The 13,400-nt window shown below is 72.1% G+C and carries 14 protein-coding genes and 1 pseudogene; 6 read left to right on the top strand and 9 right to left on the bottom strand.

Annotated features, from left to right (window positions below; all coding sequences use genetic code 11):
• Positions 1-462: 462 nt before the first annotated feature.
• Positions 463-1,185 (bottom strand): SGNH/GDSL hydrolase family protein, encoded by a 723-nt coding sequence (locus AR3_RS11645; protein ID WP_245637878.1) that lies wholly within the window; start codon positions 1,183-1,185, stop codon positions 463-465.
• Here AR3_RS11645 and AR3_RS31070 point away from each other — a divergent pair.
• Positions 1,172-1,507 carry a hypothetical protein gene (locus tag AR3_RS31070; RefSeq protein WP_169803818.1) on the top strand — a complete coding sequence of 112 codons (336 nt, stop codon included), beginning with the start codon at positions 1,172-1,174 and terminating at the stop codon, positions 1,505-1,507. The genes AR3_RS11645 and AR3_RS31070 overlap by 14 nt on opposite strands.
• Positions 1,508-1,551: 44 nt before the next feature.
• On the top strand, positions 1,552-3,789 hold the full coding sequence (locus AR3_RS11640) for an ATP-binding protein (RefSeq protein ID WP_227023381.1): 2,238 nt from the start codon (positions 1,552-1,554) through the stop codon (positions 3,787-3,789).
• A 64-nt stretch (positions 3,790-3,853) separates the two neighbouring features.
• On the opposite strand, the gene AR3_RS11635 is transcribed toward AR3_RS11640, so the two are convergent.
• The 6 genes from AR3_RS11635 to AR3_RS11615 all read right to left on the bottom strand — a co-directional run bounded on the left by AR3_RS11635 (position 3,854) and on the right by AR3_RS11615 (position 7,971).
• Positions 3,854-4,771 (bottom strand): FAD:protein FMN transferase, encoded by a 918-nt coding sequence (locus AR3_RS11635; protein ID WP_067912925.1) that lies wholly within the window; start codon positions 4,769-4,771, stop codon positions 3,854-3,856.
• 85 nt (positions 4,772-4,856) lie between these two features.
• Positions 4,857-5,054, bottom strand: coding sequence for a DUF5999 family protein (locus AR3_RS32120; protein ID WP_083951362.1), 198 nt, complete (start codon positions 5,052-5,054; stop codon positions 4,857-4,859).
• Between the two features lie 155 nt (positions 5,055-5,209).
• Positions 5,210-5,590, bottom strand: coding sequence for an STAS domain-containing protein (locus AR3_RS11630; RefSeq protein WP_083951341.1), 381 nt, complete (start codon positions 5,588-5,590; stop codon positions 5,210-5,212).
• Positions 5,580-5,963: a helix-turn-helix transcriptional regulator gene (locus tag AR3_RS11625; RefSeq protein ID WP_067912919.1), complete on the bottom strand. Its 384-nt coding sequence runs from the start codon at positions 5,961-5,963 to the stop codon at positions 5,580-5,582. The genes AR3_RS11630 and AR3_RS11625 overlap by 11 nt, the downstream gene beginning before the upstream one ends.
• A gap of 135 nt (positions 5,964-6,098) precedes the next feature.
• Positions 6,099-6,776, bottom strand: coding sequence for a YoaK family protein (locus AR3_RS11620; protein ID WP_067912916.1), 678 nt, complete (start codon positions 6,774-6,776; stop codon positions 6,099-6,101).
• A gap of 100 nt (positions 6,777-6,876) precedes the next feature.
• Entirely contained in the window at positions 6,877-7,971 is a 1,095-nt protein-coding gene (locus AR3_RS11615) for an SEL1-like repeat protein (protein WP_067912914.1), read from the bottom strand.
• Between the two features lie 398 nt (positions 7,972-8,369).
• Between AR3_RS11615 and AR3_RS11610 the strand changes: the two genes are divergently transcribed.
• From AR3_RS11610 to AR3_RS32115, 4 genes and pseudogenes are all read left to right on the top strand, one after another.
• The gene (locus AR3_RS11610) at positions 8,370-8,669 is read left to right on the top strand and encodes a hypothetical protein (RefSeq protein WP_067912911.1); all 300 of its coding nucleotides are present in this window, start codon (positions 8,370-8,372) and stop codon (positions 8,667-8,669) included.
• Entirely contained in the window at positions 8,666-9,289 is a 624-nt protein-coding gene (locus tag AR3_RS11605; RefSeq protein WP_067912908.1) for a hypothetical protein, read from the top strand. Before AR3_RS11610 ends, AR3_RS11605 begins: the two co-directional genes overlap by 4 nt.
• A gap of 181 nt (positions 9,290-9,470) precedes the next feature.
• Positions 9,471-10,304, top strand: coding sequence for an SAM-dependent methyltransferase (locus tag AR3_RS11600; protein ID WP_067912905.1), 834 nt, complete (start codon positions 9,471-9,473; stop codon positions 10,302-10,304).
• An 83-nt stretch (positions 10,305-10,387) separates the two neighbouring features.
• Positions 10,388-10,529, top strand: a pseudogene (locus tag AR3_RS32115) (IS5/IS1182 family transposase); the annotation flags it as partial.
• Between the two features lie 443 nt (positions 10,530-10,972).
• Here AR3_RS32115 and AR3_RS11595 read toward each other — a convergent pair.
• Both AR3_RS11595 and AR3_RS11590 read right to left on the bottom strand, forming a co-directional pair.
• Complete coding sequence (locus AR3_RS11595) at positions 10,973-12,532, bottom strand: class I adenylate-forming enzyme family protein (protein ID WP_083951360.1); 1,560 nt, start codon at positions 12,530-12,532, stop codon at positions 10,973-10,975.
• Positions 12,533-12,595: 63 nt separating this feature from the next.
• On the bottom strand, positions 12,596-13,399 hold the full coding sequence (locus AR3_RS11590; RefSeq protein WP_067912902.1) for an SAM-dependent methyltransferase: 804 nt from the start codon (positions 13,397-13,399) through the stop codon (positions 12,596-12,598).
• Between the last annotated feature and the right edge of the window lies 1 nt (position 13,400).

Raw genomic sequence — 13,400 nt, 5'->3', positions numbered from 1 at the left:
GCTCCGCCGGGGTCAGCGATGCGCATCCCTGGACGCGGCGGGCACAGGGCCCTCGGGTGTGCCGCAGGCGGCGCCAACCACCACCGCAACGGCAGCGGGCGAGGTTGCGGGCGCGGATCGTCGCCGGTCTGCAGGCACGGGCGGATGCGGCAGGCGTGATCACGTGGGCGGTGAGCGTCAACCCGTGTGATCGTCCTGGCGCATCAGGATGCCGCCCGTAAGCGTCGAACCGACAGAAGAATCCGCCGGGTGCGGTGGGCGAGGAACCCGCTGATCACGCTTTGGGGCGTTCACGCGGTGGGCTGACGACCACGATCCATCTGGCATCCGAGCACGGGCAGCGGGCGCTGCCGCTGCCGGTCACCGCGCACCAGGGCACCATGGCGCAACGTGCCCGCCTGCCACGGATCCTGGCAGGCGGTCAACGGGTGTACCACTGCCAGCAGCGTGAAGCCGTCAGGGTCAGCTTTGCGACGGCGGGGTCGCGGCGTCCAGAGCGGTGACCAGGGCCGGGTACCAGCGGTCGGAGATCTTCTGGTTGCCGGAGTCGTTGGGATGGACGCCGTCGTAGGTGTCGGCCGAGGTGTCGAAGCCGGTCCACTGGTCGACGACGATGATCGGGGACTCGGCGGTGAAGTTGGCGGCGGCCCAGTCGGGGATGACCCGGTTGAGGGCGATGACGCGGCCGGCGCACTCGGGGCAGTCGGGCGGGTTCATCGGGATGATCTGCGCGACGAGGACCTTCATCGCGGGGTTGCTCGCCCGCATCTGGCCGGCCAGCGTGGTGTACGCGGCGAGGATCGCGCTGGTGGGGCGGTTGCTCCAGACGTCGTTGGTGCCGAAGGGCATCATCACGACGTCGGGACGCGTGGCCGCCAGCCATCCCGGGAGCAGGTTCCGGTCGGCCACGTCGGTCACCAGCGCGCCGCCGTGGCCCTCGTTGTCGCCGTCGTAGGGCACCGAGCAGCCCTGCGGCGGGAGGGTGCCCACGAAGTCGACGTCGGTGTGCCCGAAGTCCTGGAGGCGGTTCCACAGCAGCGCCCGCCAGCAGCCGGGGGACCCGGTGATCGAATCACCGAGCGGCATGACCCGCACCGGGGCGTCCGCCCGGGACGGCAGCGGCGCCCCCGTCACCGCCGCTGCCGCCGCCCCCGTCAGCAGCGCCAGCAGCGTGATCAACCTCACGAGCGGGGCCGTCAGCCTGACCATGGGACCCTCCGAAAATGGGAAGCGCTCCCATATGGCGAGCGACGACCGCGCCGCCGTCGACGCCTTCTCGCCCGGCCCCGAGGACTTTCATTCGTCGATCGTTGGTGAAGGCCCCGCCAACACCGCGTCACGCCTGCTCGTGCACGTGCAGGTGAGAATGCAGCCGCATAGGGTGGCAGGTATCCGGGCCGATTCCGGGCGCATGGTGATCCCATCGGCGTGGGGCGATGAATGGCCGCTGCGACATCGAGCGCGTCGACGAGACGACGGCGCAGGCGCAGGCTTCCAGCCGAGCTGACGAGCTTCGTTGGACGTCGGCATGAGGTTGCCGAGGTCCGGCGCATGCTCTCCGCGTCACGGCTGGTCACCCTCACCGGCCCCGGGGGCGTCGGCAAGACCCGCCTGGCCGTCCGCGTGGGCGCGACCCTGGAGCGCGCCTTCGCCGACGGCGTGTGGCTGGTGGAACTGGCCGACATGGAGAAGCCCGAACTGCTGATCCCGACGGTCATCGAGACCTTGGAGCTGCGCGACCAGTCGACCCGTCCGCCGATGGACGTCCTCACCGAGTACCTGGCGGACAAGCGGGCGCTGATGATCCTGGACAACTGCGAGCACCTGCTGCAGGAGTGCGCGGTCCTGGCCGAGGCGTTGCTGCTCGCGGCGCCGGACCTGCGGATCCTGGCCACCAGCCGCCATGTGCTCGGGGTCGCCGGCGAGCAGGCCTTCCCCGTGCCGACGCTGGCGCTGTCGGAGCCGGGAACGGACGCGGCGGCGTCGGAGGCGGTGCAGCTGTTCACCGAACGCGCCCGGGCGGTGATGCCGCGGTTCTCGGTCACCGACGAGAACCGGACGGCGGTGGAGTCGATCTGCCGGCGGCTGGACGGCCTGCCGCTGGGCATCGAGCTGGCCGCGGTGCGGCTGCGGGCGCTGTCGGTGCACCAGGTGCTGGATCGGCTGGACGACCGGTTCCGGCTGCTCACCACGGGGTCGCCGGCCGCGCTGCCCCGGCACCAGACGCTGCGGGCGCTGATCGACTGGAGCCACACGTTGTGCAACGACGAAGAGCGCACGCTGTGGGCCAGGGTGTCGGTCTTCAGCGGCGGGCTGGACCTGGAGGCGGCCGAGGCGGTCTGCGCGGGCGGCGACATCTCCGCCGACGAGGTCGCCGACCTGATCAGCGGACTGGTGGACAAGTCCATCCTGGTCTGCGAGGAGGACCCGACCGCGGTCAGGTACCGGCTGCTGGAGACCATCCGCCAGTACGGCCGCGAGCGCCTGGCCGCATCCGGGGAGGCCGAGCAGGTCCTGCGGCGGCACCGCGACTACTACCGGAATCTGGCGTCCGAGGCGCGCGACCGCCTGTTCGGCCCCGACCAGGTCAGGTGGCTGACCCGGCTGCAGCGGGAACACGCCAACCTGCGGGCCGCCCTGGAATTCTGTTTCACCCGGCCCGGGGAGGCCGCGGCGGGCCTGGCCATGGCGGCCGACCTGCTCTACCACTGGATCACCAGCTCCTACCTGGCGGAAGGGCGCCGCTGGCTGGACCGCGGGCTGGCCGCGGACACCGGACGCACCGAGGTGCGGGCGCGGGCGCTGTGGGCCGACAGCTGGCTCGCCATCATCCAGGCCGACGTCGACGCGGCGACGGCGATGCTGCAAGAGAGCGAGGCCATCGGGGAGGAGCTGGGCCTGGAGTCGGTGCTCGGCTACGTCGCCGTCTACGCCGGGATGATCGCCATGTGGCGGCGGGACGTCACCGCCGCCATCGCGCTGTACGAGGCGGCGGCGGCTCGGCATCGCGCCGCCGGGGATCCGGTGGGTCTGGCGCTGGCGCTCATCAGGCTCTCCCTCGCCTACTCCTTCCTCGGCGACTCGGCGCGCGCGATCGCCTTCGGCGAGGAGGGCATCGCCGTGTGCGAGACGTACGGGGAAGGCTGGCACCGGGCGTACGCCATGATGGCGCTGGGGATCGAGATCTGGCGCCAGGGCGACGCCCGCCGCGCCGCCGCGATGGAGCAGGAGAGCCTGCGGTTCAACCGCTCCCTCGACGACGCGTTGGGCATCGGCATGAACCTGGAGGTGCTCGCCTGGATCGCGGCAGGCGAGGAGCAGTTCACGCGGGCCGCCCGGCTGCTCGGCGCCGTGCAGAACGTGTGGAAGTCGGTCGGCGCTCCGCTGTCCGGCTACGGGCACCTGGTGCACTTCCACGACGAGTGCGAGGCCCGTACCCGCCAGGCGCTGGGCGCGTCGGCGTTCTCGTCGGCCTTCCAGCACGGGGCGCGCCTGTCGCACGAGGCGGCGCTCTCCTACGCCCTGGAGGAGCGGCCCGCGGAGGCCGCCGCGGCCTCCGGCGCGGCGGAGGCGTCGCCGCTGACACCCCGCGAGACGGAGATCGCCGGGCTGGTCGCCCAGGGGCTGAGCAACAAGGACATCGCGGCGACGCTGGTGATCGCTCAGCGCACCGTCGAGGGGCACATCGAGCACATCATGGACAAGCTGGGGTTCCGGTCCCGTGCTCGGATCGCTTCCTGGGTGAGGGAGCGGGACGGCGCGTCCGGCAACGGCGGCCCGTCCGGGTGACGGGTTCAGAGGGGGCGCACGACGCGACGCCGGGGACGCCGCGCTCGACGTCATGATCTCGACGTCATGATGAGGACGACACCGCGGGCCAGTCGCCGATCGTCAGGGCCCAGCCGTCCTCGTGGACGGTTCGCGCGGCCAGTCCGAGGGATTTCAGCCACTCGGCGGCCTCGGGTCCGTGGGCCGCGGCGGCGATGCACGCCGTGTCGGCGTCCACGCAGCTGTCGGCCACGACCGAGATCGTGCGCCACGGTCCGCGCGCCGATCTGCTCGCCAGGCGGTCGATCAGCCAGGTCACGCCCGTCCCCCCGTTCAGCGCGGGGCGGTCCGCGGCCGTCAGCGCTCGGGTGACCAGTCCGCACTGCATCCGCAGCACGATGTCCTGGCCGAACGGGTCGTCGTCGCCGCGGGCGTCGTCGAGATCGTCGGTCAGCCGCAGCCGCCAGCCGCGGGCGGGGAGCGCCCCGGCCACCGAGATCTTCCCGTCGAGCGAGACGAGCACGCCGCACCCCGCCTCCCCGGCGGCGAGCTCGGCGGCCCGGTCGACGGCGAACACCTTCGCCGTGGGCCACAGGTCGAGGGTCGTCCCCGGCGGCAGCAGCACCGTCCCCGGGGGGTCGTCGATCACGATCGACCGCCAGGCGCCCTTGGGCGCCCGGACCAGCGGATCGGCTCCTCCCCCGGTCACCTCGGCCGCGTGCAGCGCCGTCCACAGCAGGGCGTGGAAGGTGGCGCCGACCCGGACCGGGTGCCCGGCCGCCGCGTGGACCCGCGCCAGGTCGGACCCGCCGCGGTAGGCGTCGCACGCCGCTCCGATGTCGGCGACGACGCGGTCCACGGCGTGGCGGGCGACGCCGAGCCGGCGGGGTTCGGTGACCGCCACCGTGGCCGTCGTCCCCCAGAGCGGGAACCGCTCCCGGCCCGGCCCGGGTTCGCCGAGACCGGTTCGCCGCCCTCGTTCCTGCTGGTTCAGCGGGTTCACGTTGTCTCCTCAGAATCTCGAGCATGAGCCACGACGAGCTGGTGCACCCGCGCGACGGCACCCCGGGAATCCGGGTGGCGTGGCCTCAACCGACCGGCGCGGCCGCCTGAAGTCGGGACAGGGAGACGAGGCGATCCCCAGGCGGCAGCTCCCCGCCGTCATCGAAGATCACGACGCCGTTGCAGAGCAGCCCCCACCCTTGTTCCGGGTGGTAGGCCACAAGACGCGCCGAACCGTGCTCCGGCGCGGTCGCCGGTGGGCACGGTGGCCAATGCTCGCACATGATGAAGCCCCTCGGTGCACGCTGGAAGCCGCGCATCTCGGACACAGGAAGCATGTCGCGCGCACCGTGCCGGGGGGACGGGGGAAAACCCCCATGTCGCTACCCATCCGACCGAGGTCCGGTCGCGTCCGCGTCGCGGCGCTTGTCGCGGACGGTCAGGAGGCGGCGGGTTCGCCCACCCCGGTCTCCAGCCAGTGCAGGGCGGTCCGGAGATCGGGTTTGCGGTAGAGGGCGTGGCGCGGCCCGGCGAGGGAGAACAGCCGCTCGACGTGGCGGGGCAGGCCGACGATGACCATGGTGGTGCCGCGGGCGTCGGCGCGGCGGTGGGCGCGGACGAGGGCGTCGAGGCCGCCGGAGTCGCAGAGCTCGACGGCGCTCATGTCCACGATCACCGCGAGGCCGGTCTCGTCGATCGCCCGGCGGAGACGGTCGCTCAGCAGCGCGCGGGTGCGGAAGTCGATGGTTCCGGCGGGCGCGACCAGGGCGCAGCCGGCTTGTTCGGACACCTGGACGGTCAGGGCGCGGTCAGTGCTCATTGGGCGGCGCCTGTTCTGCGGCCGGGCCGCGGAGGGATGCGCGCTCGTCCCCAACCGGTGCGTACCGCGCCTCGTCGTGACGGGTGAACAGGGAGGTGAGCGCGTTGATCTGCTGGTCCTGCTCGGCGGGGTGGCGGAACGGCCGGTCCGGATTGATCGTGTAGGTGTTGCGGCGGCCGACGCGGGTGCGGGTGAGGTAGTCGGCTTCTTCCAGGTCGTTGAGGATCACCTGGGTGGCCCGTTCGGTGATGCCGACGGCGGCGGCGATGTCGCGGATGCGGGCCTGCGGGTTGCGGGCGATATGGATCAGGACTCGGGCGTGGTTGGTCAGGAACGTCCAGGTCTTCCCGTCGCGTTCCGCGGGGGTGCCCACATGATCACCTCTTGGCCGGGCGCGGGGAGAGTGCGCGCGTTGAATGAACGATAGTTCAGGTATTCGACTGCATTCGTCGAGGAGTGTTCCGCGCCCGCGCACGCCGCAACCGGGCCGGCTCTCGACGGCGGGCGGTCAGCGGACCGTCCGCCGGCGCCGGGCGGCGGCGCGTTCGCCCAGCAGGCGCACGACGATGGCCGCGGCGACCAGGCCGGCCGGCAGGAGCGCGACGGCCCCTCTGGCGACCACGAACACGGCCGAGGCGAGCATCGCGCCGGCCACCAAGGCGGCGATCTGGCGCAGCGCGGCGAGGGGGTCGGCGGACCGCCCGGTCACCAGGTCGTGCAGCGCCCCCGTGATCATCCCCGTCATGTAGGTGGTGACCGAGTGGAGCCTGAGCGCGGTGATGCTCTGCCCGCCCATCGCCGTGGCCAGCAGGACGAGCAGAAGCTGCGCCGCGACCGGCCCCGGCCGTCCCCGCGCCGCCAGCCAGCCGCCCGCCACGACCGCCAGGACCGCGAATTCGGCCGCGAGCTGCCCGAGGATCGCCCGAGGCCGGCGCCGCCACAGGCGCGACCAGGCGACCAGGCCCGCGGTGAACCCGGCGGTGGCCAGGACGGCGCTGCCGATCTTGCCGAAGCCGCCGGTGCCGATGCCCGCGCCGGCGACGACGAGATTGCCGGTCACGACCCCGGCGAACACGCCGCCGAGGCCGGCGAACGCCAGCAGATCCACGGCGCCCGCGCAGGCCGCGAGCGCCATGGTGACCAGGGCCGTCCCCCTGGGCAGGTCTCTCTCGGCGATTCTGGTCACAGCGCCCCCGACGTCGCACGTGCCGGCTCGTTCCTTGTGGTTTCCCGCGGGCGGCCCTCCATCGCGCCGGGGCCTCGAAGGCGGATCGCCGCGGTCCGGTTCAGGGCGTCCGGCCGATCTGCTCGTCGAGACGCTCCAGGTGGGCGCGGGCGTCGGGGTGGCCGAACCGCAGCGCGTCGGTGAAGACCGCGAGGGCGCTGACATAGTCGCCGCGGGCCTCGTAGATCAGCCCGAGGCGGATCATGGCGCCCGAGTGCCCCGCGACCGCCGCGGCGTAGTAGTAGACCTCGGCGCCGCGCGGGGACGGGCGGGCGGCGTCGGCGTCGCGATCTTGACGGTAGCCGGGAAGCGTGAGGTCGTAGGCGATCTCGGCGGCGAGCTGACGCCGCCGGCTTGGACGGGCGGCGACCAGGATCCGGGCGGTCTCGTCGCCCGCGTCCGCCGCCGACGCCAGCCACGCCTCCGCCTCGGCGGGATGGTCCCGGCACAGCAGCAGGATGCCAAGCCTGCACTTGGCCTCGGGGTCGCCGCGCTCGGCGGCGGTCAGCAGTTCCACGCCGTGCCGGCCGAACAGCTCGTTGTACCGCTGGTGCGACATGGACTGCATGGCGGGCAGCTCGTCCAGGCTCTGGAGCAGCCTGTCGTCGCGCATGTCTTCCGGGCGCAGCACCTGCGGTTCTTGCGGAGCGGGCCGCCCGGTTCCGCCCGGCGGGGCGGGCGGGACGGGAGGGACGCCCCCGCCGGCGGCCGGCACGGCGTCGACCGGCACCTTCTGGGCGATCTGCGCCTCGGCCGCCCGCGGCGCGGGCGCGGCCTCCTCACCGGCCTCCTCCGGCGGCAGGCGGTCCAGCTCGGCGCGCATCGCCTGATAGCGGACGTGCCATTCCCGCAGGTCGGTCGGGCCCGGGTAGTCGGGGCGCACGCCCGTCTGCTCGGCGTAGTGCAGGCAGGTCAGCACCAGGGTGGCCACCCATCCCCAGCGCGGCGGCCCGAGGCGTTTGCGGTTGAACACGTCGCTGATCGCCGTGAGCGACAGCGGCAGCAGCAGCGGCATCCGCCTCTTGTGGCGCCGCAGGACCTCCTGCGCCAGCCTTTCCAGCTCACGGTAGGCGGGCGAGCCGCACGCGTGCCTGAACCGGGCGAGGTCCCGGATGAGCCGATCGACGGCGTTGTCATCGGAATGAACGGTCGTCATCGCACCGACCCTTACATGATCATTTTACTTGATCGTTAATGGTGGACTGAATGGTCTCACTTGGCGCCCGTTCCGGATGGTTCAACACCCATATCCCCATCGCTCCAGATTGTTCCGTTACGTCGCTAAGACGGCAGGTCACCGACGCGGAGGAACAAAGCGGATCACAACGGAACGACGCGGAGCAAACTTGTGCGTCATACGACACAAACCGCCCAGTAACCAAAGTGAATTCACCCGCACATACGACAGGTATCGCCATTTGTCCGCTTTCGGCGGGGTCACGGTGCGGTGAACTGTTCCGTTCGCTTCCGATCGGCCAGAGAGCGCTTCGCGGGCGGCCGCAATCTGGCCTACTTGTCGGCGTCCGTCCACCGACCAGCAAGGACCAGTCCGCCATGTCCTTCCGCCGACCGGCCCCCTTCCCCCGCGGCTGCCGCTTCACCGGCCGCCGCCACCGGGTGCGCTTCAGCCCGCAGGCCGTGCCCGCCGCCACCGCCAGGACCGCGCAGTTCACCGAGGACGACCAGCTGCTCCTCTTGCTGATCGCCATGTGGGAGCTGCGCACCGCCCGGCCCGCGCCGACCCGTCCCCTGCAGGAGATGACCGAGGACGAGCTCATCGAGTTCTGGAGCGAGCCCGACGAGGACGTCCCGCCCGCCGACCGCACCGCCCCGTTCCCGGAGACCTCGGCATGACCGCTCACCCCGCCTGGCTGGCCGCCCCGTCCCCGACCACGACGCTGGCCGCCCTCGACATCTGCGGGTTCGGCACTCGTCGCGACCCCCAGACCCACCTCTATCTGCGCCGCGCGATGTACGCGCTGATCGACCAGGCGTGCCGGATCACCGGCGTGCCGTGGGGCTCGTGCTATCACGAGGACCGCGGGGACGGGGCGCTGTTCATCGCCCCGCCCAGCGTGGCCGCCGACCGCCTGCTGGACCCCTTCGCGCACCATCTGACCGCCGTGCTGCGCCGCCACAACCGGCTGGCGGGCCCCGCCACGCGGCTGAGGCTGCGCCTGGCCGTGCACATCGGCCAGGTCCACCCCGACGCCCACGGCGTCGCGGGCCCCGCGCTCGTCCACCTGTTCCGACTGCTGGAGGCGCCGGCGTTCAAGGAGTTCGCCGACGCCGCCGCGGGCGCCCTCGCGATGATCGTCTCGGACCGCCTGTACACCGACGCCACCGACACCGGCGGTCTCGTCGACCCCGCCGCGTACCGTCCGCTGGACGTCGTCAGCAAGGAGACCCGTACCCGCGCCTGGGCCTGGACCCCGCCGACGCCCGCAGCGGTGGGGCATGCGGGCCGGGTCTGACCACGCCGGCGTCCGGCGCGGCCGGGCCGCTCGCCCTGGGCTCGCGCACAGGCAGCCGGGCGCGGCCGCGCTCGGATCGGCGGCCGTCTCGTCGCCTGATGTGGCCAGAACAGGACGCCTGCGTGCCCGGTAAGCCATAATCGGTCAGAGATGCCCGGCTTTCCCTCGAGGAGGGTGTTCCGTGACCGACAACGACACGCCCGCCCCCGAAGGACCGGGCACCGGGCACCCCAAGATCGACACGACTGTGCCGCATTCGGCGCGGATCTGGAACTACTGGCTGGGCGGGAAGGACAACTACCCGGTCGACCGGGAGGCGGGCGAGGCGTTCCGCCGGATCTACCCCGGCATCACCGATCTGGCCCGCGCGTCGCGGTATTTCCTCGGCCGCGCGGTGCGCTTCCTGGCGGGCGAGGCGGGGATCCGGCAGTTTCTGGACATCGGCACCGGCCTGCCCACCGTCGACAACACGCACGAGATCGCCCAGCGGGTGGCCCCCGAGTCGCGGATCGTCTACGTCGACAACGACCCGCTCGTGCTGGTCCACGCCAACGCGCTGCTGACCAGCAGCCCGGAGGGCGCCACCAGCTACATCGAGGCGGACCTGCACGACCCCGACACCATCATGCGCGAGGCCGCCAAGACGCTGGACTTCGACAAGCCGATCGCGCTGATCTTGATGCAGATCCTCGGCCACGTCAGCAACGAGGGCGACGACGAGGAGGCGCGGTCGATCATCCGGGGCCTGATGGACGCCCTGCCGTCCGGCAGCTACCTGGCGCTCAACGACAGCACCGACACCAATCCGGCGAACGTGGAGGCCACACGCCGCTACAACGAGGGGGGTGCCGCGCCGTACCACCTGCGGCGCCCCGAGCAGATCGAACGGCTCTTCGACGGGTTGGAGCTGGTCGAGCCCGGCGTCGTCCCCATCAACGAATGGCGCCCCGACCCGAGCCCGTTCGAGACGCCCTCCGACGAGGGGGTCCTCGGGGGCGTCGCCCGCAAGCCCTGACGCCTTTTCTCGTCTCCTACTGACGCGTCCCGCTGAGAGGGCGAGCACTGACACGGCCCGTTGACGCGCCGCCATCAACTGGTTGGCTGTCACTGGACTCCACCATCGTGCGCGCCCACCAGCACGCCGCCGACGCCCGAAAGAGAGCGTCCGGCGCACGGCCGATCGCGGGGAGGATCGACCAGCGAGATCCGCCTGGCCCGCGACGGCAGAGGACGCCCGCTGGGGTGGTGGTGACCGCCAGCGACGTTACCGCGTGCCGCCCGGCCACCTGGTCGCGGACAAGGGCTGCACCCCGCGCCATCCGCGCCTGACCGCACCGCCGTGGTATCGGCGCCACCATCCCAGAACGCGCCGACCGGATCCGCAACCGGCTGGCCAAAGGGCGCCGATGACCACCTCGACGCGTCCTTACCGAACGCCTGGCCTACCCACGACCATCCGGCGCACCACATGCGCCAAGCTGGGAATGGGCCTACGACCAGTCCGTCTCACAAGCAGCCGAACGGCAGGCCGCCTTCTGCGACTGGCTCGACCGGTGACGGCTACCACCGATCCCACATCGGCATCGTGGGCCATGCCGCAGCCGGCCGCGTCACCAGCATGTCCGAACAGCACTCCCAGGTCGTCGACGTGCTCAGACGGCGAGGAGCTCTCGACGACGCGGGCTACGAATCGGCCAGGTAGCGCTCCTTGAGGAGAGCCTTGTGGATCTTTCCGACGGGGGTCAGCGGGACGTCGGTGGTGATCACGAACTGGCGGGGCACCTTGTAGTCCGCGAGCCGCTCCCGGCAGTACTCGGTGAGTTCTTCGGCGGTGGGCGGCTCGACGTCGGGCCGCGGCACGACGTAGAAGCGGCCGACCTCGCCGAGGACGTCGTCGGGGACGCCGATCCCGGCGGCCATCGCGACCTTCGGGTGCGCGGTCAGGACGTTCTCGATCTCCACGGGGTAGACGTTGAAGCCGCCCTGGATGTACATCTCCTTCTTCCGGCCGCGCAGCACCAGGTGCCCGGACGGCTCCATCTCCACCATGTCGCCGGTGGCCAGCCAGCCGTCCGGCAGGAACGCCTCGGCGGTCTCCTCCGGCATCTCCCAGTACCCGGCGGCCACGCAGCCGCCGCGGATCTGCAGCTCGCCGGCCTCGCCGGGCGGCAGGACGGCACCGTCCCGGCCGACCACCCGCGCCTCGAAGTCGCCGATCGGCACGCCGAGGGTGCGGGTCACCGTCTCGGGGGTGTCGTCCCTGCGCGACAGCACGCAGGCGCCCGACGACTCCGACAGCCCGTACAGTCCGCACAGCGACGCCTTCGGGAAGCCGCGGCGGATCCGGTCGGCCAGCGCCGGTTCCAGGTTGGACCCGCCCGCGATGCAGACGCGCACCGACGACACGTCGCGGTCGGCGAAGTCGCCGTGGCCGAGCATCAGCACGTACATCGTCGGCACCGCCGCCAGGACGGTCACGCGGTGGCGTTCCAGCGCGCGCAGCGACGCGTCCGGGCCGAACGCGGGCACCAGCGCGACCGACCCGCCGCTGACCAGCGCGGTCATGACGGTGCAGGTGATGCCGCCGACGTGGTTGAACGGCAGGTGCCCGAGCTGCACGTCGCCGGCGCCCAACCCGAGGTGCTCGGCCTGGGCCGACGCCGAGGCCAGGATGCTGCGATGGGTGATCACCGCGCCCTTGGGGCGTCCGGTCGTGCCGGAGGTGTAGAGGATCAGCAGCGGGTCGTCCGGGGCGACCTCGTCGCGGGCCGCCGACAGCGCCGCGTCGGGCGGCGTCGCGGCCAGCTCGTCGAACGCGGTGCTGCCCGCGAAGCCCTTCCCGAAGAACACGTAGTCGCGCACCCCGGGCAGCTGCGAGCGGAAGCCGTCCAGGAACGCCGCGAAGTCGAAGTCGGGCGTGGCGTCCAGGCAGATCACCATGCGGGCGCCGCTCTGCCCCAGCATGTAGGACAGCTCCCGCTCCCGGTACCGGACGTTGAGCGGGACGATGACGGCGCCGATCCGCGCGGCGCCGAAGAACGCGGCCAGCCACTGCGGCGTGTTCAGGCCCAGCAGTCCGATCCGGTCGCCGCGCCGGATCCCGCGCGCCAGCAGTCCCGCCGCGACCCTGTCGACCAGCCCGTCGAACTCCTCGAACGTGACGGCGTCGTCGCCGTCGCGCAGGAACACCCCGCCGCGGGCCGCCGCGTCCGCCAGCGCCGATCCGACCGTCGTCGCTCCCATCTCGTCCTCCCCGTCGGTCACTTTCCCCCAACGATCAACTATCGGGAGCGGTCCGCCAACATTTCAGGGCTTGCGGCCGACACCGGCGTAGAACCAGATCCGCACGGCCTCCTCAAGGCTCACCGGCTCCTCGGGGCGCCACAGCGGCGCCCACACCAGCCCGGGGTCGAGCAGCTCGAAGTCGCCGAACAGCTCCATCACCTGCTCGCGGGTGCGCGGCGTGCCGGGCGCGGACGTCTTCTTGTAGACCTCGACGACCTTCGCGACCACGTCGGGGATGCCGTCGGCGGAGGCGTGCGTCAGCGCCAGGTGGCTGCCCGGGGCCAGCGCGTCGCGCAGCTCGGCCATGATGGCGGGCGGATCGTCCTCGTCCGGGATGAAGTGCAGCGTCGCCACCAGCAGCAGCCCCACCGGCTTGGAGAGGTCCAGCAGCGCCCTGGTGTCCGGGTGGTCGAGGATCTCCCGGGGGCGGCGCAGGTCGGCCTGGACGATCCGGACGTTCTCCGACCGGGCGAGCAGCGCCCGGGCGTGCGCGACGACCTGCTCGTCGTAGTCCACGTAGACGACGCGGGCGTCCGGATTCACCGAGTGCGCGATCTGGTGCACGTTCTGCTGCGTGGGCAGGCCGGTGCCGATGTCCAGGAACTGGTCGATCCCCTGCTCGGCCAGGTAGCGCACCGCGCGTCCGAGGAAGGCCCGGTTCGCCCTGATCGTGGACAGCAGTGTGGGGTCGGCGGCCTTCGCCTCCTCCGCCCGCACCCGGTCGGCCTCATAGTGGTCCTTGCCACCGAGGTAGTAGTCGTACATGCGGGCAATGTTCGGCACATTCGGGTCGAAGCCCCTCGACCGAGGCCGCTCGTCCGCCACC

The organism is Actinomadura rubrobrunea NBRC 15275, assembly GCF_001552235.1.
Taxonomy (GTDB): Bacteria; Actinomycetota; Actinomycetes; order Streptosporangiales; family Streptosporangiaceae; genus Spirillospora; species Spirillospora viridilutea.
Note: the sequence above shows the minus strand (reverse complement) of the source record. Positions and strands in the feature narration are given on the sequence as shown.

Excerpts from the sequence above, each read along its gene's own strand:
- AR3_RS11605 (WP_067912908.1), top strand. The coding sequence starts at position 8,666 with ATGACCGCTCACCCCGCCTGGCTGGCCGCCCCGTCCCCGACCACGACG.
- AR3_RS11610 (WP_067912911.1), top strand. The coding sequence starts at position 8,370 with ATGTCCTTCCGCCGACCGGCCCCCTTCCCCCGCGGCTGCCGCTTCACC.
- AR3_RS32120 (WP_083951362.1), bottom strand. The coding sequence starts at position 5,054 with ATGTGCGAGCATTGGCCACCGTGCCCACCGGCGACCGCGCCGGAGCAC.
- AR3_RS11640 (WP_227023381.1), top strand. The coding sequence starts at position 1,552 with ATGCTCTCCGCGTCACGGCTGGTCACCCTCACCGGCCCCGGGGGCGTC.
- AR3_RS11595 (WP_083951360.1), bottom strand. The coding sequence starts at position 12,532 with ATGGGAGCGACGACGGTCGGATCGGCGCTGGCGGACGCGGCGGCCCGC.
- AR3_RS11615 (WP_067912914.1), bottom strand. The coding sequence starts at position 7,971 with ATGACGACCGTTCATTCCGATGACAACGCCGTCGATCGGCTCATCCGG.
- AR3_RS11630 (WP_083951341.1), bottom strand. The coding sequence starts at position 5,590 with ATGAGCACTGACCGCGCCCTGACCGTCCAGGTGTCCGAACAAGCCGGC.